We start from the raw sequence: 21,401 nt of genomic DNA, 5'->3' as shown, positions 1-21,401 counted from the left end.
AAGGATCCCCAGAACGCAACGAAGATCATCGATGGCTATTTGATCTTGTTGGTGCGGGTCTTAACTTAGCGGTATTGCCCCCTGGTGTGGGTGTCGGGGGCCAGGTCCTGGTGCGCGGCCGGCCGGTCATAGCGGACGTCCGCAACAGCCGGCGACAGCCCGGCCGAAGCGACTGGGCCGGCACCGAAGAGGGAATCCGGGCGGTCGCCGCCGTCCCCGTCCGCAGGGCCGGCGCGATCTGGGCGGTGATGTACGCGGCCACGCGATCGAGGGATCAGATCGGCTCCGCCGTCAGTGACACCTTCGTCGAGATGGCGCGCGCGTTCGAGCGATTTCTCGCCTACCACAGCGGCGGGGCCAGGGGTGATACCGGCGGCGGCCCCTACGTACGCCCACCCGCACCGGCGCTGGAAACCCTCCTCCAGATCGAGGCGGAGCTGGAGGGGCTGACCGACCACGCCGGCGACCAGGTGGCGGTACGAGAACGGGTCGCGTCCATCCGCCAGCTGTTACAGGCGTGCTACGGCTACATGGACGGGGCGACCGACCGCGAGCCGGCCTTCGGCCTGACACCGCGCGAACTCGAGGTGGTCCGGTTCATCGCCGAGGGCCACTCCAACGCGGAGGCCGCGAAACATCTCACGGTAAAGCCGGAGACCGTGAAATCGTATCTGCGAAGCATCATGCAGAAGCTGGGCGTCCACAATCGCACCGCCGCCGTCAACGTGGCGCGCCGGGCCGGCCTGCTGCCGTAGGCGGCGGCCGGGCTACCCGGCCCGGGACTCGAACCCGGTTTCCGCCGGAGCGGCCACCCGCCGCCCGAGCCTGATCAGAAGCGGCCGGGCGGGCGCTCTCGCGAGCGCCGCCCGGCGGCCACCTCAGGTCGTCAGAAGACCCCCCGTTTGCGGCTAGTTCGGACGGTTATACGCACCCTAGGTTGCGGAACATGGCTCCGGTTGCCGGTTGACGCCTTTTTCGGCGCGACGGTCATCGGGCTGAGCGTCGGTCTGCGCTGAACGCCAGCCGAGGTGACCACGCCATCGTCCGTAGCGGAGCGGGGGCCGCTGTCGTTTCTTCTGCTAGGAGAGCCGGATGCACGCTTCTCCCAAATCCGGGGTGCCTTCCGCCCGGGATTCCGACGGTTCGGCGAACACACTCCGTGAACGCCTGACCGATCTCCCGAAGTCCGGGCAGATCCGAGTCCTTCTCAATCTGATAGCCGAGATCGTCGGTGTGCTAACTGACCGCGATTCGGCACGAATCCCGGTCGATACCCTCGTTTCGTGGCGCCGCCTTGGAATCTATCGCGAGGTAGCCGGCCTATTGCGGTCGAGGCTGGCAGCGGAGACCGGCCTGGTACTCCCGGCCACCCTCCTGTTCGACCGGCCGTCGCCGGCCGCCCTGGCCGCCTATCTGCGGGCGCGCATCCTGGGGAGCGACGACGAGGCCGACGTGACGCTCAACGGTCCCCCGGGCGGAGTCGTCGCCGGGGATCCCGTGGCCGTCGTCGGCATGGCCTGCCGGCTGCCCGGCGACGCCAACTCGCCGGCCGCGCTGTGGGAACTGGTGCGGGACGGCCGGGATGGCATCGTCGGGCTGCCGACGAACCGCGGCTGGGACCTGGACGCGCTCTACGCCCCGGATCGCGAGCAGCCAGGAACGATCTACACCCGCCACGGCGGGTTCCTGCCGGACATCAGCCTGTTCGATCCCGGCTTCTTCGGCATCGGCCCCCGTGAGGCCGCCGCGATGGATCCCCAGCAGCGGCTGATGCTGGAGATCACCTGGGAGGCGTTCGAACGCGCGGGCGTCGACCCCGGCTCCCTGCGCGGCAGCAGGACCGGCGTCTTCACCGGGGTGTCCCTCCAGGACTACGGGCCGCCCTGGCACCGCGCCCCGGCCGAAGTTCAGGGCCAGTTACTCACCGGGAACGCGCTCGGCGTCGTCGCCGGCCGCGTGTCCTACACGTTCGGGTTCGAAGGCCCGGCGTTGAGCGTGGACACGCAGTGCTCCAGCTCGCTGGTGGCCATCCACCTGGCCGCGCGGTCGCTTCTGTCGGGCGAGTGCGAGCTGGCGCTGGCCGGTGGAGTGACCGTGATGGCGACACCGAGCATGCTGCTGGAGTTCAGCCGCAAGCAGGGCCTGGCGCCCGACGGCCGGTGCAAGCCCTTCTCCGCGGACGCCGACGGGACCGGCTGGGCCGACGGCGCCGGCGTGCTCCTGTTGGAACGGCTCTCCGACGCGCGCCGGCACGGCCACGAGGTACTCGCGCTGATCCGCGGCACCGCGATCAACCAGGACGGCGCCAGCAACGGACTGGCGGCGCCGAGCGGCAGCGCCCAGCGACGCCTCATCCTCACGGCGCTGGCCAGCGCCGGACTCGACCCGGGTGACGTGGACGTCCTGGAGGCGCACGGCACCGGCACCGCGCTCGGCGACCCGATCGAGGCCGAGGCCGTCGTCGCCACCTACGGTCGCGGCCGCCCGGCCGGCCGGCCGCTGCACCTCGGGTCGCTGAAGTCGAACATCGGTCACACCCAGGCGGCGAGCGGGGTCGCCGGCGTGATCAAGATGGTGCAGGCCATGCGGCATGGCCAGCTGCCGCGGACCCTCCATGTGCGAGAGGCGTCTCCGCATGTCGACTGGTCCGCCGGCCACGTCTCCCTGCTCACCGAGCAACGGCCGTGGGAGACCTCCGACGGCGCACCAAGGCGCGCGGCGGTCTCCTCGTTCGGTGTGAGCGGCACCAACGCCCACCTGATCCTCGAGGAGGCCGCGGACCTGCCCGAGACGAGCGAGGCGCCGGGCACCAACCGGCCGGACTCCACGGCCTCCCACCCGCGCTCGGCGAACGCGCCGGCCCCGGTGCCGATCGTCCTGTCCGGCCGGACAGCCGAGGCCGTGGGCGCCAACGCCGCGCGGCTGGCCGGTCATCTGGACCGCCACCTCGAGATCACCCCGCTCGACGTCGGACTCACGCTGAGCGGCAGGGTCCGCTTCGAGTCACGCGCCGTCGTCATCGTCTCCGACGAGCGAGGAGGTCACGCGCATCTGGTCAACACCCTGACGAGGCTCGCCGAGAACCGCTCCTCGGCCGGTCTGATCTCGGGGGTGGCGCGGCCGGCGGTCTCGGGCGGGCGGACGGCATTCCTGTTCACCGGGCAGGGCAGCCAACGCGCGGGAATGGGCCGGCTGCTGTACCGGGCCTACCCGGAGTTCGCCCGGGCGCTGGACGAGATCTGCGACCGGTTCGCTCCGCTCCTGCGCCGCCCGCTGCGGAAGGTCATGTTCGCGCCAGCCGGCTCGACCGACGCCGCGCTGCTCGACCAGACCGCGTACACGCAGGCCGCGCTCTTCACTTTCGAGACGGCGCTGTTCCGGCTCCTCCAGTCCTGGGGCCTGCGGCCCGACACCGTCGTCGGGCACTCCATCGGCGAGCTGACCGCGGCCCACGTCGCCGGGGTCTGGACACTCGACGACGCCTGCGCGCTGGTCGCGGCCCGAGGCCGGCTGATGCAGGAGTGCCGGCCCGGGGGCGCCATGACCGCGATCCGAGCCGGCGAGGCGGACGTCCTCGCCTCGATCGCCGGGCTGGCCGGACAGGTCGAGATCGCCGCCGTGAACGGCGCCCGGTCCACGGTGATCGCGGGCGACGCGGACGCGGTCGCCCAGGTGGCCGCCGACTGGACGCGGCGCGGCACGCGCACGAAGAGGCTGACCGTCAGCCACGCGTTCCACTCCCCCCACATGGACGACATGCTCGTGGCCTTCCGCACGGCCGTGCAGGCAGTCACCTACCACCCGCCGTCCCTGCCCGTCATGTCCAGCCTGACCGGTGAACCCGCCACCGAGGCTGACCTGATGTCGCCCGAGTACTGGGTACGCCAGGTACGTGAGCCGGTCCGGTTCCTCGACGGGGTTCGCGGGCTGCACCGGGACGGCGTGCGGGCCTTCGTCGAGATCGGGCCCGACGCCGTCCTGACCGCGCTCGTGCCGGGCTGCCTGCCCGAGGACGCCACAGCCGAGGACCTGGCAGCGGTCGCGACCAGCCGGGCCGGCCGTTCCGAACCCGAGACGCTGCTCGTCGCCCTCGCCGAGCTGGACGTCGCGGGTGTCGCCATCGACTGGGCGACGCTGTGCGACGACCGCGGCGGCCGCCGGGTCGACCTCCCGACCTACGCCTTCCAACGCAGGCGCTACTGGATCGACGGCGCGGCAGTTCCGCCGGCGACCGGCGCACCGGCGACGAGACCGGACAGCTGGCGCTACCAGGTCCGGTGGGAGCCGTTGTCCGCTGAACGCGCCGCGGCGGCGGCCGCCGGCCACCTCGCCACCGGAGCTTCGATCAAGGGCACCTGGCTGGTGTTGACAGGGCCGGCGGGGGTCGACGACCGGATGCTCTCCCGGCTGTCCTGGCTCCTCGAACGTCTGGGCGGCAGGCCGGTCCACATCCCCCTCGCCGTGGCCGACGCGGAGCGCGGGCGGCTCGCCGCGGTGCTGTCGAAGCACAGCTCGAGTCGGGACGACCAGCTCGGCGGCATCGTCTCACTGCTCCCGTTCGACGATCAGCCCAACGCCCTGCACCCGCGGCTGACCAACGGGTTCGCCTTCACCTGCCTGGTCGCGCAGGCGCTCGACGACCTCGGCCAGACCGCGCCGTACTGGTGCGTCACCCGCGGCGCGGTCAGCACCGGGCCGCTCGATCCGGTCTCCGCGCCGGCCCAGGCGATGGTGTGGGGGCTGGGCCGCGCGCTGGCGCTGGAGCGCCCCGACGCCTGGGGCGGCCTTCTCGACCTCCCGGCCACCCTCGACGACGAGGCGCTGGCCCTGGCCGGCGTCGCGCTCACCGCGCCCGGCGGTGAGGACCAGCTGGCGGTACGCGGCGGCGCGCTGCTGGTCCCACGCCTGGTCCCGGCCGAGCCGGCCCACACCGCGGCGGCGTCCTGGCGACCGAGCGGAACCGTTCTGATCACCGGTGGAACCGGCGCGATCGGCGCCCACGCCGCCCGCCGGTTCGCCCGGGACGGAGCGGCGCGCCTCATCCTGGTCAGCCGGCGCGGGCCGGCCGCCCCCGGGGTCCCGGAGCTGGTCGCGGACCTCCAGGCGCTGGGTACCAAGGTGACCGTCGAGGCGTGCGACCTCGCCGACCGCGACCAGGTCACGGCGCTGCTCGACCGGGCGACGGGCTTCGACGAGCCGCTGACCGCCGTCGTGCACGCGGCCGGCGTCATCGGCCGGGTCGCGCCGTTACGGGAGCTCAGCCTCGGCGAACTTGAAGAGGTCGTGACCGGCAAGGCCGTCGGAGCGGCACTGCTCGACGAGCTGACCAGCCCCGCCAGCGGCGACGGAGTCCCACTGGACGCGTTCCTGCTGATCTCCTCCGTCTCGGCGACCTGGGGCAGCGGCGGCCAGACCGGGTACTGCGCGGGCAACGCCTACCTGGACGCCCTGGCCTCGCACCGGCACGGCCGCGGGCTGCCGGCCACCTCCGTCGCCTTCGGTCCCTGGGCCGAGGGGGGCCTCGGTGCCGAGCCGACGTTGCGCGACTACCTGCTGCGGCGCGGGGTCGCTCCCCTGCCGGCCGAGGCGGCCGTCACCGCCCTGACGGAGGCGGTCGCCGCCGGCTCGGCGGCGACGACGGTGGCCGACGTCGACTGGGGACGTTTTCTGCCGCCGTTCACCGCGCGGCGGCCCAGCCACTTCTTCGACGAGCTGAGCGAGCGCCCGGTCCGAGCCGCCACGCCTCCGCCGACGACCGGCCTCTCGACCGGCCCGGCGGCGGACGACCAGCGTGCCAGCCTCGTCCGTCTCACCGGATCGGAACGCGATCGCGCGCTGACCAGCCTGGTGCGCGAGGAGGCCGCGGCTATCCTCGGCCACGCGTCGCCAGACGAGGTGGCGCTCGATCGCCGATTCCTGGACCTCGGCTTCGACTCGCTCGCGTCGGTCCAGCTCAGCCGCCGTCTGTCCACCGTGATCGGCCAGCGGCTCGCCCCACCCGTCGTCTTCGAGCACCCGACCGTGACGGAGCTGGCCGAGTATCTCGGCTCGCTGGTCGCCACCCAGGACCGTGCAGCGCCGAGTGGCCAGCTCACGCCGGCCGGGGTGCGCGACCTCTACCGGCAGGCCTGCTCGATCGGGCGGTTCGTCGAGGGCGTCGAGGTGCTCCAGGCCGTCGCCAAGCTCAGGCCCGTCTTCCACGACCTGGCCGGCTTCGGGACGGCTCGGCCACCCGTCCGGCTCGCCTCCGGCCCGGCGCCGTGTGCCCTCGTCTGCGTCCCGTCGATGGTCGCCCCCTCCGGGCCGCACAGTTTCGCCCGGCTGGCGCTGCACCTGCACGGCCGGCGGAACGTCTACGGACTCTCGCTGCCGGGCTTCGACGAGGGCGAGCACCTGCCCGCGACGTCGGACCTCGTCGTCGACCTGCTGGCCGACCTGATCGCCGGTGAGTTCGCCGACGTGCCGGTAGCGCTGGCCGGTTACTCGTCCGGCGGTTGGCTGGCGCACGCGGTCGCCGCCGGTCTGGAGGCGCGCGGTCAGCGGCCGGACGCCGTCGTCCTGCTCGACACCTGGCTGCCCGGGGACCGCATCCCGACCGAGGACATCCAGGAGGAGCTACGCGGCATCGCCGTGAACGACCAGGCATTCGCGCTCATGACCGAGGCGCAGGTCACCGCCCAGGGCGCCTACCTGACCCTGTTCGAGAAATGGAAGCCGAGCCCCGTCGAGGCACCGGTGGTCCTCGTTCGCGCTCAGGAGCGGATGCCCCAGCTGTCGCCGGACGACCAGGCGACGATCGCCGAACACGGCTGGACGACCGACTGGGAGATCGAGCACCTCACGCTGGAGGTCGCCGGCAACCACCAGACGATGATGAACGAGCACGCGGCGTCGACCGCGCAGGATCTCCATCGCTGGCTGACCAGTCTCGACCGGACCCGATGACGCGTCCGGGTCCTGCGGCGGTTCCGCCGTGGCGCGGCTGGCCGGGCCCGGAACGCCACACAGAATGTGGAGGCAACCAGCCATGGTCCCGTCAGATTCGATGGCCGCCGAGCGGGCGGACGGCGCCTTCGTCGTCGGCACCGGCCGCTGCGGCTCGACACTCCTGTCGAAGGCACTCGCCCTTCACCCCGAGGTCCTGTCCCTTTCGGAGTTCTTCGCGAGCCTCGCACCCGCGCCGTTCCCCGCCGGACCTGTGTCGGGTGAGGAGCTCTGGAACCGGTTGACCGACCGGGACTCGCCGATGAAACCGCTGCTCGCGCAGGGCATGGAACCGCCGGAATTTCTCTACCCGGTCGACGGTGGGCTCCGGTTTGACCGGTCGACCGGGGTGCCGCGTATCTCGGCGACCACACTGCCCTTCCTGTCCAGCGAGCCGGATCGTCTCTTCGACCGCCTCGCCCAGGCCGTACCCGACTTTCCCACCCAGGCGGCCGACCAGCACTACCGCCAGTTGTTCTCGGTGCTCGGGGGCTGGCTGGGCCGACCGCGGTGGGTCGAGCGGTCGGGCGCCTCGGGGTTCTTCACGGACCAGCTGGTGAAGAACTTCCCGGCGGCTCGGTTCCTCCACCTCACCCGCGACCCGGAGGACACGGCTCGATCCATGAGCCGCCACACGGTCTTTCGGCTGCTGCTCCTGCGCGGAGAGTTCGTCAGCCGGTGCGGCGCCGACGTCCTGAACGGCGCGCCGCCGGCCGGCGCGGTCCCGCCGGACCTCCTCGACCTGGTGCCGGGACGGTTCTCGAAGGAATCGTTCGCCGCCTGGACGCGTGGGGCCGAGAGCTTCCGGTTGATGGTCTCCTTCCAGACGGCCGCCATCGAAGCCGCCCTGGCCCGGCTGCCAGTCGCACAGGTCCTGACCGTAAGTTACGAAGACATTCTGGAGCAGCCGGTCAAGGTGCTGACCGGGATCGGCGAGTTCCTCGGCCTTCCCGCGCCGGAGAAATGGGCGCAGGATGCCGCCGGCACCGTTCGGCCGGCTCCGGATGCCGTGTCCAGGCGCTCCGGCGTAGAGCATCCCAAGCGCTGGGACATAGTGTCGAGCGTCGGCATCACAGAACTGGGAGTGGCGTCCGCGCGCGCGATCGAGACCCACCGCGACGACGCGATGATCAACGACCCGTTCGCCGCGGCCTTCGTGCGCGCGGCCGCGTTGCCGAATCCGATGCCGACGACCCCCGCGGAGCTCGCCGCGCTCTCCCCGCCGGACAGCTGGATTCCCACCTGGCGGTACATGGGAGTTCGCACCCTGTTTTTCGACCATTTCTTCGAATGGGCCGGAGCCAGCGGACTGCGACAGGTCGTCCTGCTCGCGTCGGGGCTGGACGCCCGACCCTTCCGGCTGCACTGGCCGGCGGGCACCGTCGTGTTCGAGGTCGATCAGCCCGAGGTGCTCGCGTTCAAGAAGGCCGTCCTCGACCAGAGCGCGGCGTCGGCCCGCTGCGAGCACCACCTCGTCGGCATCGACCTGCGCGAGGACTGGACGACGGCGCTCTGCGAGGCCGGGTTCGACCGGAAGGCGCGGACCGCCTGGCTCGTCGAAGGCCTCCTGCCCTACCTCCCGCCGGAGGCCGAACACCACCTGCTCGACGCGATCGACCAGCTGTCCGTGCCCGGCAGCCGGATAGCCATCGAGGACGCGAAGAAGATCGGCCAGACCCTCCCCGCCGACGACTACGAGGCGGCGACCCGGCAATGGGGCGTCGACCTGCGCACGCTGGTGCACGAGGACGACCAGCGGGACGCCGTGGCCACGCTGGAGACGCTCGGCTGGAGGACAGACGCCGAACCGATCGGCCGCGTCGCCGAACGATATGGCCATCCGCTCAACCCGGCGCTCTCGACGACGATCGAGGCAAGCCGCTTCATCACCGCCGAGCTGCACCGCTGAGGCAGGCGACGTCGCGGGAAGGCCTCCTCCGGCCGTATGGGAGCGCAGCCGCCCCTTCGCGTCGCGGCCGGTCGGCGTCTTTCAGGGCCGGCGGCCGCGCCGCCTCCGAGAGGGGCGGGCGGCGCCGGCCCGCGCTGGCGTCGGTCAGGCCGGGACGTCGGCGTCCTGCGTGGCGTGCGCGAACTCCTCGGGGCCCTGCTGCGCCGCGGCCGGGTCCATCCACATGACCTGCCAGCCGTGGCCGTCGAGGTCGTAGAAGCTGCGCGAGCGCATGAACCCGTAGTCCTCCAGGCCGTCGGCCTCGACGCCGCCCGCGGCCAGCGCGGCGGCGGAGACCGAGTCGACCTCGTCGCGGGTGGCCACGCTGAAGCAGTAGAGCGCCAGCGTGTGCGTGGCGGGATCGGCCATCGGCAGCTTCGCGAACTGGGCGAACTTCTCGTGGGTGAGCAGCATGACGCTGGCCTGCTCGCCGACCAGCATGCAGGCGGCGGTCTCGTCCGTGAAGCCCGGGTGGAAGCTGAACCCGAGCTTCGCGAAGAACGCCTTGCTGCGCGGCAGGTCCGCCACGGGGATGTTCACGAACAGCATGCGGCCGGGGTGCGCGGGGACGGTCACGGCGGGTCTCCAGATCGGTAGAGCGACGGATACGGCCTGGTAGACCGGACCGCCCCGCGGAACTCATCGGTGGATCGTGGCGGTCAGAGGTCTGGGCCCATCGTCGGCGCCGAACGGCCTCACGCGAGCTCACCGCCTCGCTCCAGGACCAGCAAGATCGCTGTTCTCGCCCTCGCGTGGCTGTGACCGCCACGGTTGTGTGACCACTTGAGGGCCAAAACGGCGATCAAGCCGGTGGGCCGACCTCGCCGGGGCCTCGAACATGCCCGGTGCCGTCGGAACGTCGCGGGGGCCGCCGTTTCAGTGCTTGATATCCAACAGCGATCTGAAGGTCGCGGAAGCCGTGACCTTTTCCAGACCGTACCGGTTCCACAATCGGCTGGACTCCTCCGACGACATACTGCGGTCAAGCTCGCCCCTGCGCACGATGTTCGACTCCAGGCCCACCGTTTCCAACGTGGGGCCAAAATTCCACCAGAGCGTCAGGTAGCGAGGAGCTCTCGTGTGCCGATCGACCGAGTTGTTCTCCGATATGCGCCCACGGTATCGGACGCAGTCAGCACCCCCACTGCCACATCCCTGGTGCCTGAAATCCCGCCACGAGTACTGCGCGCCGGTTGCGAACATCGGGTCCAGGCTGAGGCGGTCCCTGCGCACGCTAACAGCCTCGGCCCGGATTCCCAGCTGGTCATAGGGGATGTCGACGGGCAACTGGACAAGTCTGGTCGTCGACCTTGACACTCCCGGGTCCTCCCACGATCCGAAGTTGTCCCAGCGTCCAATCTCTATTGGCTCGGTGCGTATTTCTGTCCATCGGGAGAGTTCGTTCTGACCGTCTGCCGAGTCATGTCTCCAGTCGGGCGCCGAGCCGCCGGACGATCTGATCGTGACACGTCGGCCGTAGACGACGAACTGGTCGCCGACCAGATACACCCCAACGTTGCCGCGAGCCTCAAAAGTGAGCGTTATCGGCACCGAGAACATTTTGCGGTCCGCACTCAGGGTGGGGGATCCGAACTTGGCCTCAAGAATCGGTTTAGGTTCCTCGTGGTACGGCTGATAAAGCTGCGTGTAGCCGAAGTTCGCCATGGCGATGACGGCCGTGGCGCTCGCGGCGACGGCGACCTTCTTCGGTGACGGTATGACGACGGACGTGTGGTACACGACATAACATGACCAGCTTGAGGCGAAGACAAGCAGACACCACGTCGCAAAGTACGGCCATGATTCTATGCTCTCTCTCACCGTGGCCACCAGCAGCATCGTGTTGGCCACGACGGCCGTGACAGAGCCGCCGAGAGCAAGGAGGCCGGCGATCTCGAAGCGGTGGGAGTACCAGTGGTCCAGCGTCCCGAGAGCACCCAAGATGATCACCGCGGCCGTGACGACCATGAGAACGCCGGTGAAACAACCCAGATAGGCAAGGGAGTCGGCGACGTTCTCCACGCCGAACCAGGCGAGGTAGAAAGATGTCACAAGCAGGACCGGGACGATCAGGAAAGGGGCAGTCGGATGCGGTTCGAGGGACCTCGGGGTCCGGGTGAAACGTGCGACACGCGCACGTGGCCGGTTCCGCCAGATGGATCCCGAGGTCCGGCGGATACGCGGGCCAGACGCTCGCCGTCTGGATCGTCCGTCGAGTATCTGGCCTCGTACAGGAGGCACGGCTGCGCGGTCCCGACGACGAGAAGGTGATCTCATGACATCGATCCTTCTGCAACCAGTAGTCAGGTCTCCGCGCCGTCCAGTGCCTTGACCGCGAAGGTCGTCCCGGCGGAATGATCACCGTCTTCGCCCTCAGGTGGTCGTGAACCGGGCCTGGTCACAACCGTTTCAGGGCCAAAACGGCGATCATGTTTGGGGTTCGGAGCGGGCAGACATTGTCGGAGGCGGCACTAGGTTAGTCCCTGCCCTCCGGACGGCCCAGAGGCGTAATAACCACCACCCCAACCACCGCACGTTCCTGGAGTGGCGCTCCAGCCGCACGTCTCATGACAGTAACCGCTGGTCGTACTGCAGTTCTGGGAGCCGGTCTGGCCTCCGGGTGAGGCGTTCGCCGCTGCCATCGGTAGGCTGGACACCAGCGCGAACACGACTATGGCTACCCACCTCTTGAACATGAGATTCCTCCTCGAAAGATAAAAGCTGCGCCGAGCACCCACGTCCGCACCGGCCTCGACATAGGCGATTTAATAAGCCATCGGGTGCCCCCGCTTCTTTAGGTCAGCCCCTGCACGATGGGCCGACCAGACGCAGAAGAACCACCACTAGGCATATCGCATACTCCGGGAGTGGCGCTCCAGCCGCACGTCTCATGGCAGGAATCGCTGGTCGTACTGCAGTTCTGGGAGCCGGTCTGGCCTCCGGGTGAGGCGTTCGCCACTGCCATCGGCAGGCTGGACACCAGCGTGAACACGACTATGGCTACCCACCTCTTGCACATGAGATTCCTCCTCAACTGACGTAGATCGCCCCGAGTTGGCCGCTCTTCACGACAGAAAAGGTTTCCCGCGCGGCCGTTCGGCTCGACCTGCCTGCGATCCTCACCGTGCCCGCCTGTCAACGTCCGGCTCTGTCGAGGGCGTGGTCGAGAGTTGCCCAGGTCTTCTGGCCGACGACGCTGTCGGCGGCCAGCGACTCGGCGGTCTGGAAGGCGCGGACCGCGTTCGCTGTCATTCCGCCGAAGACGCCGTCCGGGGACAGGGCGCCTGGCTGCGGTGCCTCCTTGTGGTTCACGATGTTCAGGGCGTTCTGCAGTGTTCCGACCGGGTGGCCGATATCCGGGAACATCCCGGTCGCGCCGAGGTCGTGTATCCCCTGCTGGACGGTCGGGAAGACCTGGAAGCGGTTGTCCGTCGGATGCGGGTGGAACGCGAACAGCGGTTGGCAGTTGATCGTCCCGGCGATGTCGTTCTCCCCCGCGACGTAGGAGCGACGGCACACGCTGTCCCCACGGTTACCTTCGATGGTCTGTACGGTGCCGTTGACGTGGCTCTCCACGATGCCGATGTGTGTGTTGCTCGTGGCCGCCTGCCCGGTACCGGTCCAGTCGAATATGATCAGGTCGCCCCGCTCGCTCTGCGTCGATGGGCGCCACATTCCGTTCTGGCGTGCCCAGGTCGCTCCGGAGGGGACATAGGCCGTCCTGAACGGAAGCGGCGTGCCGGCCTGAGCGAACACCCACTGGCAGAAGATGTAGCACCAGAAGGCATGGTTCATGCCGTACCAGCGGCCATACTTGTTGTCGTTGTTGGGTCCCTCGTGGTAGCCGATCTCCTCTGCGGCCACCCGGATGACGTCGTCGGCGCTCGCCATGGCTCCCCATCTCACGGCGGACCAGGAACAAACGACCGGTGACGTCGCGAGAATCCAGGCGTTGCCGGAGTTCGCGGCGTCCAGTCGTCCCAGGCCCACCAGTCAACACAGACCGGGTCTGTGTGGCGGACATTTTTCCTTATGAGCTGACGGGGACGAGCGAGCCGCGCGACGTCCTGCCGGCTCCCCGTCCGCTACTTCCGTTCCCGCCACACCGGCGCCCAACCGGTACGGCACTCCGTCCATCCGTTCAAGAATCCGCGAAGGACGCTTAAGTTGCTCAGGTCCGGCAAGGGAGCGGCCATGCGAAACAGCGTGCGATCTGTCTGGACCGAGTTCAACGAGCCGATCGAGGCTCGGCTGGACTTCATGTATCTCGATATCAAGGGTTTGGTCACGACCGGCCTCGGGAACCTGATCGACGCCACCAGCCTGGCGCATCCGCATACCCCGACGGCCGCGGAACGGACGAAATCCCACCAGCTCGCCCAGCGGCTGGCCTGGCGCACGAAGGTCGGCGACGCAGCGGCCACTCCCGCTCAGATCGCCGCCGAGTGGGACCAGATCAAGGCCCGGCTCGGCCAGGCCAGTCACGGTGGCGCCAGCTTTCGCAACTTCGCCACCCTTCGCCTGCCCGACGAGGAGATAGACCGGCTGGCGTTCGAGAAGCTCACCGAGATGGAGGGCGCTCTCAAGCAGCGCACGCCTTTCGTGTCTTTTGACAGCTTCCCGGCCGACGCACAGCTCGGCCTTCTCAGTATGTCCTGGGCCATGGGCCCCGCCTTCAACTTCCCGAAGTTCCAGGGCTCCGTCGCCGCCGGTGACTGGGCGACGGCGGCGACCCGGTGCCGGTTCAACCCGGATATTGGCGGAGTAAGCCTGCGCAACGACCGCGACCAGCGGCTGTTCAAGAACGCGGCGGCCGTCGTCACGAAGCATCTCAACCCGGACGAACTCATCTGGCCCGCGGTCGCGTGACGCGACCCACCGGTCAGAGACGCCCGCTCTCGACGCGCAAGCGTGTTGGGGGGCGGCGGCCCCCCGCGGGCCTGCCGGCGCCAGGCGCTCGCCGATGTTGATCGCTTTTCCTGGCCGCAGCTGTCGCCGGCGCGGGGAGTCGGCCGGCCCGGTGGCGGGAATGTGTTCAGAGCGTCGGCGCCGGAGTTCAGGCCGTAGAACACGGGGAATCGTGGAGGTCCGGATGGTTTCGGTAGACAGTGCCCGAACTGAACGGGGCGCGGCGCTCGCGAACGAGCAGCAGGAAGCGCTGGCGGCACGGGCCGTGTCCAGGCTGGACCCACGCAGGGGGAATATCTCCGTGCTGCGGGAGCCTGGCGGAATCGCGCGCGCCGACGATCCCGCCCGGATCGCGGCCCGCATCGCGCGACTGGCCCGGCACAACCCGGACGCGCGGTCCGTCAGCCCGGCCGCGGTCGGCGCCGAGGAACCAGCCGCCACCGCGGAGGCGGGCGCCGTTCTGGAACGGATCATTCAGACGAACGACCTGCTCGATGTCGGCTATCTGGAGGACGGTGTCGCGGCCGCGCGAGCGGTCGGCCGGATCGTGATCCGTGACGACCGGGGCCGGACGGCCGGCTACGGCACCGGCAGCCTGGTCTCCCCAGAGCTGCTCCTGACGAACCATCATGTTCTCTCCGACACCCGGGTGGCCGCGTCCAGCAGCGTCGAGTTCGACTACCAGGACGGTCCCGACGGCCAGCCGCTGCCGCTGGCGGAGTTCGCCCTGGACCCGGACCGGTTCTTCCTCGCCGACGAGGCGATGGACTTCGCGCTCGTGGCGGTGAAGGCGGAACCGGCGCAGCTAAGCCAGTTCGGATTCAACCTGTTGGTCGCCGCGGAGGGCAAGGCGATCGTCGGGGACTTCGTGACGATCATCCAGCACCCCGGCGGCGGGAAGAAGCAGGTCGCGCTGCGGGAGAACCGCATCGTGGACGTGCTGGATCTGTTCATGCACTACGAGACCGACACGGAGCCCGGGTCCTCGGGATCCCCGGTCTTCAACGACCAGTGGGAGATCGTCGCGCTGCACCACGCCGCGGTGCCGGCTCCGGAGCACGGCGAACTCGGCGGCATCCTGAACGAGGGAATCCGGGTCAGCAGGCTGCTCGCCTTCCTGCGCGACCAGACCTTCCCCACAGCGCGGCAGGCGCTCGTGGACCGCCTCCTCTACGACCGGGTCCGCCCCGCTGCCGCCGCGCACGTCATAGTCCCGGCCGCCGCGCCGGCCGGCCCGGTCACCGTGCAGGCGCCCGCGCACGAGGCCGCCAGGATCCAACAGTCCGTGACGCTTACCGTGCCGTCGTTCGACATCCGCCTGCACGGCGGCCTCGCCGGCCCGGGTCTGCCTCCCGCCGCCGAGGAGGAGGCGGTCCGGATCGACCCGGACTACACCAACCGCGTCGGCTACGACGAGGACTTCCTGGGCAGCGGCCACCGGGTAGCGCTGCCCACCCTGCATCCGGACCAGGTGCCGCTGGCGGCCGTCAACCAGCTCGCCACTGGGCAGCAGCCGCCGTATGTGCTGCCTTACCACCACTTCAGCGTCGTGCTGAACCGGCAGCGGCGGCTGGCGTTCTTCACCGCCGTCAACATCGACGGGGCGACCGCTGCCCGATTGCAACGCGAGCCCGACCGCTGGTCCTTCGACCCCCGCGTGCCGGAGGACGAGCAGACCGGCGAGCAGGTCTACCGCGACAACCCGCTCGACCGCGGCCACCTTGTCCGCCGTCTCGACCCCGCCTGGGGGGCCACCCGCGCCCAGGCCAAACTCGCCAACGACGATACCTTTCACTTCACTAATTGCACCCCTCAGCACGCTGATTTCAACGAGAACCAGACTACCTGGGCGGGGCTGGAAGATTACATCCTGGAAAATGCGGACAACCAGGACTTCAAGGTCACCGTTTTCGCTGGCCCCGTCCTCTCAGACGACGACCAGCCATACCGAGGTGTACTCCTGCCCCGCCAGTTCTGGAAGATCGCCGTCATGGTCACCGCGGCCGGCGGGCTGTCGGCCACGGGTTACCTCCTCAGCCAGGCCGATTTGATACGCGGCCTGGAGATCACACCCGCGGCCTTCTCGTACGGCGCGTACAGCACCTATCAGGTGCCACTCGCGCGGATCGCGTCACTCACCGGGCTCTCGTTCGGTGCCCTCACCGCGTCCGATCCCCTCGACCGGTTGGAAACCACGGAGGCCACCCGGGAGATCACCCATCCCAGGCAGCTCGTCCTGTGACAGAGGTAGCCCTCCGGGCCGTCTTTCCGTGGGCGCCCGCCCGGCGTCGAGGAGGATCCGGGCCGGAGGGTCGTCTCGGCTCTTAGCCACGTCGCGCACAGCAGAGGAGTAGAAGGGGGCAGCAATGTCCTTCGCACCGCTGGCTGCCGTCGGAACGCTTGTCTTCACTTTCGTGAACTTCCTGACCTACATACGCGCGCGCCAGTGGAACGGCGTCCTGACGCAGGCGATCGCGTGGGTCGCGGGCGTCGGCGCCATCATGCTCGCCGCGCGCACCGATTTCGCGTCCAATGTCAGCTTCGGCGATTCGAGTCTGGGCAACATGGACATCGCGACCCAGATCTTCCTCGGGCTCATTGCCACCTCGATCCTCAGTACCGTCAATGAGTTCAAAAAGGCATTCGACAACTCTGACTCGGCGAAGAAGGACCCGTTGCTCACGGCACGTGGGCCTGGCTCCGACACCGCAGGCCCGGCCGGGTCGCCATCTTCGGTTCAGCCACCGCCGGCCACGCCGGCTCCGGCTTCCACGCCCAAACCTCCCGCACCCTGAGGCGGTCACAGCTGGCGTGGGGCCAGCCAGGCCTGCGTCCACGAGAGCCTGCGTTCACAGGCAGAACAATCAGACGTTGGAGTACTGACGATAACGAGGGAGCGATTGCGGTGTCACGGATACGCATGGCCGTCGAAATTCACAATGAGTCGCACGTACCACTCGCCTGGGCCAGCGACAAGCTGGACTGGGGAGAGTGGACCGATCCGTGGTACCCCTCGCGGGCCGCGACCATCGCTCCCGGAACAACCGCGGAGTGGCGGGCCGAGGGCGATTTGTTCGTCGTTCCGACGACAGGGACCGAGGGCAGGGTCTGGTACAACATCGACGGCGACCCAGGGAAGCAGCTGTACGTGCATTGGGACAGCCCCCTGGCCGAGTCCCCGTATGGAAACACCTTCCACGTATGGGCACCACCTGGTTACGAGGCGTCGTACAGCGGCGGCCAGGGACACGAGGCACGCCTCGTCATTCGTCTCCGTGACAGCGCGCGTCGCCAGGTGCCAGGATTCACGCCGTCGGTCAACGGCTTCCAGTTCGCGAACCATTGGGACCCTAACCTTCCCGCGATGACTCTCGGTTTCCTCTGGAACCGGCTCCTCGACGCCCTCGGCGGCGATGCCGCCGCCGCCCTCGGCATCGCGCGAGTGGATGACAACTGGCTTCCCATCACGAAGGCCGACGCGGGAATGTGCGGCGGCATGACGTTCGGCGCGATGGACTACTTCGCCGCCGGCAAGCTCCCGCCCTCCGCGACGACGGCGCCCGCCTCCGAGGCGGACCCGCTTTTCCAATTCATCAGGGGCCGCCTGTTCGACAGCTTCGATGTCACCGGCTCTGGGCACCGGTGGCTGGGGTACTCCTCGCCCCACTACCCAAACGGCGATGAAGGGTTCCTGCAGCAGGTCGCCGGACTGACCCGTGGCCGATCCTGGATCACTTATCGGGACGAGTGGCCGCGTATCCGTGACGACATCGACGCGGGAAGGCTGTCCCCGATCGGCCTGATCCAGACCGACTCGCTCGACGTCGGGAAGAACCACCAGGTGCTTGCCTATGCGTATCAACAGAGCGGCCAGGTCGTTCAGTTGTGGGTGTACGACAACAACTACCCGCGCCACGACGATCTGAGCCTCCAGTTCGACATCACCGACACGGCAGGCGAGGTTCACGTCCAGCGGTTGGGCCCCTACCGCGCCAGCGAGCCGCGGATCTTCTGCATCTTCCGCACGAACGGCTACACCCCGCACACACCGCCGGAAGGAAATCCGATGGCGCCTGCTCCTGGCGAGACACCTCCCGCCGACGTCGTCGCCGCGCTGGCCACAATGGGGGTGGACTTCAGCGTCGCCGAGGCCGAGCTACGCGACTGGCTCGCCAATCCGCTTTTCACGCCCTACCCGGCTGTCGCCCAGGCGCTGCTGCTCCAGGGTTGGTCACTCAAGGCCCCGGTATACCTCGACGTCATCGTGTGGAACTACGAGCACACCCCCGGCGCTACCTCTCCGCGTAAAGCCGCGGAGGTGAACCCTGACATTCTGAAGGCGGCAGTCCTACAGGGCTGGAACGCGCGCTACGGCACGGAGGTCACAGATTTCGGGAAACTCCTGAACGCCTGAGTGGAAGGGGTCGTCGGCATGGACGACGACGAGGTGAAATTCGCCGAGGGCGGCATCAAGATGCTGGTCTCGCTGGGGGGTCTGGCCTTCGCCGGCGTCCCGACCATCGCCGGTGTGATCGGCTACGTGTCCACCGTGGTCGCCTTCTTGAACAGTGGCTCCACGGTCGACGCCGTCGCGCTCCTCAAACAGGAGGTCGACTCGCTGAAGGCAGAGATGGTCAAGCTGAACGAGCGGCTCGACGAGCTGATCGAGACCGTGGCGATCGAGAGCAACCGGAACGTCCAGGCGCGCGTCGATGACCACCTCGACGACATCAAACGGCTCAGGCTCCTTCTCGGCGACTCGCCGGGCGACGTGAACAAGGCCGTGGACGTGGCCAACGAGCTCGGCGTCGTCATCGACTCGTTCCTCCGGGCTGATCTCGACCTCTGGCGCTGGACGGACGTGGTGCAGAAGGATGGGCTCAAGGCGCTCGAGCCACACCGGTTCAAGAACGCTCCGACCCTGGCGGTCTACCTGCTTGGGCTGCTGAGCTGGCTCGCCGCCCGGCAGGTGGCCGTTGACGCGAACCAGCGGCACCGGCTGGACGACGACGCGCCCAGGATCCTCCGCCACCTCCAGGCCGTCTCGGTGCGGCCCGAGTTCGACAAGTACGCCGTCGGAGACGCCTCGGCCCCCATCTCGATCACCGAGCACATCAAGTGGCGGATCAGAGCCTGGGTGATCGGGCTCAACCGGCAACCGGAGAACCGGAGCTGTCGGTGGGCCTTCGAGGTGCGTGACTGGATGACGGGCCGTAGGACGCTGGCGGATCATTTCGAGATAATCACCGACAGCGACCACGTGCTCTGCACCGTCGACGCCGCATCGCTTGGCCCCCCGAAGACCGAGATCCAGATGGAGACGGATGCGGGGGTGGACATCCTCAACGAGATGGCGACGACGCTCGACCGGGTGGCCAAGACGGGCTCGGTGCGCGAGCCGATCATCGCCCCGTTTCCCGACACCAAGGTCTATCCGCCGGCCATCTTCTACATCATCGGCCAGAACGGCGACCTGTATTGGTACCGCAACTTCTCGTCGAGCCAACCCGGCGGTTCGACCGACTGGGCGGGCCCGACACGAGTGAGCGACGGCTGGCACCGCTTCACCAAGGCCTTTTGCAGCGGCGAGGGAGCCGTGTACGGCGTCCAGCCCGACGGCACGTTGCTCTGGTATGGCCACGACGGGTACCGCGATGGCTCGCCGACCTGGCGGGGGCCACGGACGGTCGGCAGCGGCTGGAACGGCTTCAGGGAAATCTTCTCGGGGGGCGAGTATGTCGTCTACGGCATCCAGCCCGACGGCACCCTGGTCTGGCACAAGCACAATGGGGCCGCGAACGGCGGTGATGCCACGACCTGGTCGGGTCCCGTCCCGGTTGGCACGGGCTGGCAGTCGTTCGCGAAGGTCCTCGCCGCGGGGCACGGCATCATCTTCACCATTGGCACCGACGGAGTCCTCACCCGCCACGAGCACAGGGGGTACTCCACAGGCACATCTGACTGGGGACCGCAGATCCCGATCGGCACCGGCTGGAGCGGCTTCCAGGAGGTCGTGGCCGGACCCGACGGAGTGTTCTATGGCTTCACCCCGGACGGCCGGATTCTCTGGCACTGCTACCGGGGCGAGCGCCCGCCGCCGGTGTTTCCCCCTGGCGGGGCTGGTGGCTACGACCCCCACATCTGGGAGGGACCGATCGAGGTCAAGCACGGTGTGCTCGGCTTCAAGTCCGCCTTCCCGGTGATGGAGGCGCCATTCCGCGCTCCCGCTTGATGGCCGGGGCTGGCCAACCGCTTCGCGGAAGGCGGTGCGTGACCCGTGCGGCCGCAGCAGCGCCTGGCTGCGCGTGACCTTGGTCGCGGCTTTGGCCCTGGAATGGTCGCGACGGGCGCGTTTTCGCAACCACCCCAGTGCCCAAGCGGCAATCATGATCGGTGCGGTGGCCCCAATCCAGGGACTGGACGCCGCGGGTCGACCTCACGATCACCGGGATGCCCAGTGCCGCGACCGCCGACGTCTGCCCGTCACCTTGATCGCTGTTTCGCCCTCTGGTGGCTACGAAACAGCGCCGGTAACGACCACCGGAGGGCCGAAACGGCGATCAAGGGGACGCCGAAACGGGCGAGCCTTGCCAGGGGCCCGGCCATGGGCGCTGAGGAGGTCTCCGAGCGCCGCCGTGATGTCGGTCGATACCAGGACGCCCGGCTCACCACGGATCCAAAGGGCGGCGCTGGTGGATGAGGTGGTAGAGGCGGGCGACCTGCCGGTAGGGGTCACGTTCCCCGGCGCGCCATTCCGCTTCCAACACGGTGTCGAGGTCGGGTCCGGGTGGGGTGTCGCCGAGATGGTCGGTGAGCACTCGGATGCCGTACCAGGCGCGAGGCTCGGCTCCTGCGGCGACTAGGAGGTCCTGAATCTGACGGGGGTCGTCCGCTCGGCTGGGTACGCCGAGGTTCCCGATCTCGGCGACCGTGGGAGCGGCGGTGTGTGGTTCCTCGTCGAGGAGGCTGAGGGTGTCGTGCCAGCGGCCCTGGAGCCCAGCGCGCAGCGCCAGCGCGGACGCGTTCTTCCCGACGACCGAGATCACCCCGCCGGCCGCGGTCACCTCGGCCAGGACGTGCAGTAGCGCGGCCGGGTCGGGTAGGTACATAAGCACGCCGTGGCACAGGACGCCATCCCAGCCGCCGCCCACGAGAGAGCCGGCGTCGTGGCCGTCGCCGCGGACCAGGGTGATCCGGTCGCGGACGGCCGCGTCGGCGTCGGACAGCTGCTCCTCGGCTCGGCGCAGCATCGCCGGGTCCGGGTCGCAGATCGTGACCTCATAGCCGAGCCGGGCGAGCGTGCGGCCCTGGGTGCCCTCCCCGCCGCCGACATCGAGGATGCGTCCCGGCGGGGTCGGGAGGTGCGCGAGCAGCGCGCGCGTGACGAGGCGCTGGCGGACGACGCCCCGCAGCGTCGCGGTGTGCGCCTGGTAGCCGGATGCGAGGGCGTGGTCGACAGCGCCCTGTACCCAGCTGTTGTCCGCGGGGCGGGACCTGGGTGCTGTCATCAGCGCGACTCCATCCGAAGGGTGCGGAGGCGAGGGTCCGCCGCGGCGGCACA

General features: G+C 69.1%; 12 protein-coding genes. 8 read left to right on the top strand and 4 right to left on the bottom strand.

The features are described 5' to 3' along the window. The 3 genes from I6A60_RS24665 to I6A60_RS24655 all read left to right on the top strand — a co-directional run. The coding region (locus I6A60_RS24665; protein ID WP_203055702.1) for a LuxR C-terminal-related transcriptional regulator at window positions 1-755 on the top strand (755 nt) is incomplete at its 5' end. Window positions 756-1,092: 337 nt separating this feature from the next. After that, the gene (locus I6A60_RS24660; RefSeq protein WP_203021394.1) at window positions 1,093-6,945 is read left to right on the top strand and encodes a type I polyketide synthase; all 5,853 of its coding nucleotides are present in this window, start codon (window positions 1,093-1,095) and stop codon (window positions 6,943-6,945) included. 82 nt (window positions 6,946-7,027) lie between these two features. After that, on the top strand, window positions 7,028-8,893 hold the full coding sequence (locus tag I6A60_RS24655; RefSeq protein ID WP_203021395.1) for an SAM-dependent methyltransferase: 1,866 nt from the start codon (window positions 7,028-7,030) through the stop codon (window positions 8,891-8,893). Window positions 8,894-9,037: 144 nt separating this feature from the next. On the opposite strand, the gene I6A60_RS24650 is transcribed toward I6A60_RS24655, so the two are convergent. The 3 genes from I6A60_RS24650 to I6A60_RS24640 form a co-directional block, all read right to left on the bottom strand. After that, window positions 9,038-9,508, bottom strand: a complete 471-nt coding sequence (locus tag I6A60_RS24650; RefSeq protein WP_307873848.1) for a VOC family protein — start codon at window positions 9,506-9,508, stop codon at window positions 9,038-9,040. 300 nt (window positions 9,509-9,808) lie between these two features. After that, window positions 9,809-10,984: a hypothetical protein gene (locus I6A60_RS24645; protein ID WP_307873847.1), complete on the bottom strand. Its 1,176-nt coding sequence runs from the start codon at window positions 10,982-10,984 to the stop codon at window positions 9,809-9,811. A 1,083-nt stretch (window positions 10,985-12,067) separates the two neighbouring features. Continuing rightward, a complete protein-coding gene (locus tag I6A60_RS24640) occupies window positions 12,068-12,823 on the bottom strand; it encodes a peptidoglycan-binding protein (protein ID WP_203021396.1) in 756 nt (251 codons plus the stop codon). 303 nt (window positions 12,824-13,126) lie between these two features. Between I6A60_RS24640 and I6A60_RS24635 the strand changes: the two genes are divergently transcribed. The 5 genes from I6A60_RS24635 (at window position 13,127) to I6A60_RS24615 (ending at window position 20,072) form a co-directional block, all read left to right on the top strand. Beyond that, window positions 13,127-13,801 carry a hypothetical protein gene (locus I6A60_RS24635; RefSeq protein WP_203021397.1) on the top strand — a complete coding sequence of 225 codons (675 nt, stop codon included), beginning with the start codon at window positions 13,127-13,129 and terminating at the stop codon, window positions 13,799-13,801. A 223-nt stretch (window positions 13,802-14,024) separates the two neighbouring features. Further along, complete coding sequence (locus I6A60_RS24630) at window positions 14,025-16,082, top strand: DNA/RNA non-specific endonuclease (protein WP_203021398.1); 2,058 nt, start codon at window positions 14,025-14,027, stop codon at window positions 16,080-16,082. A gap of 124 nt (window positions 16,083-16,206) precedes the next feature. After that, complete coding sequence (locus I6A60_RS24625) at window positions 16,207-16,635, top strand: hypothetical protein (RefSeq protein ID WP_203021399.1); 429 nt, start codon at window positions 16,207-16,209, stop codon at window positions 16,633-16,635. Between the two features lie 125 nt (window positions 16,636-16,760). Next, window positions 16,761-18,254, top strand: a complete 1,494-nt coding sequence (locus tag I6A60_RS24620) for a hypothetical protein (RefSeq protein ID WP_238436158.1) — start codon at window positions 16,761-16,763, stop codon at window positions 18,252-18,254. A gap of 18 nt (window positions 18,255-18,272) precedes the next feature. After that, window positions 18,273-20,072 carry a tachylectin-related carbohydrate-binding protein gene (locus I6A60_RS24615; protein WP_203021400.1) on the top strand — a complete coding sequence of 600 codons (1,800 nt, stop codon included), beginning with the start codon at window positions 18,273-18,275 and terminating at the stop codon, window positions 20,070-20,072. Window positions 20,073-20,505: 433 nt separating this feature from the next. On the opposite strand, the gene I6A60_RS24610 is transcribed toward I6A60_RS24615, so the two are convergent. Further along, on the bottom strand, window positions 20,506-21,348 hold the full coding sequence (locus I6A60_RS24610; RefSeq protein WP_203021401.1) for a methyltransferase: 843 nt from the start codon (window positions 21,346-21,348) through the stop codon (window positions 20,506-20,508). Window positions 21,349-21,401: the final 53 nt, after the last annotated feature.

The sequence above is a fragment of the Frankia sp. AgB1.9 genome (genome assembly GCF_016786355.1).
Taxonomy (GTDB): Bacteria; Actinomycetota; Actinomycetes; order Frankiales; family Frankiaceae; genus Pseudofrankia.
The sequence above is the reverse complement of the archived record's forward strand: the minus strand, read 5'-3'. Positions and strand labels throughout refer to the sequence as shown.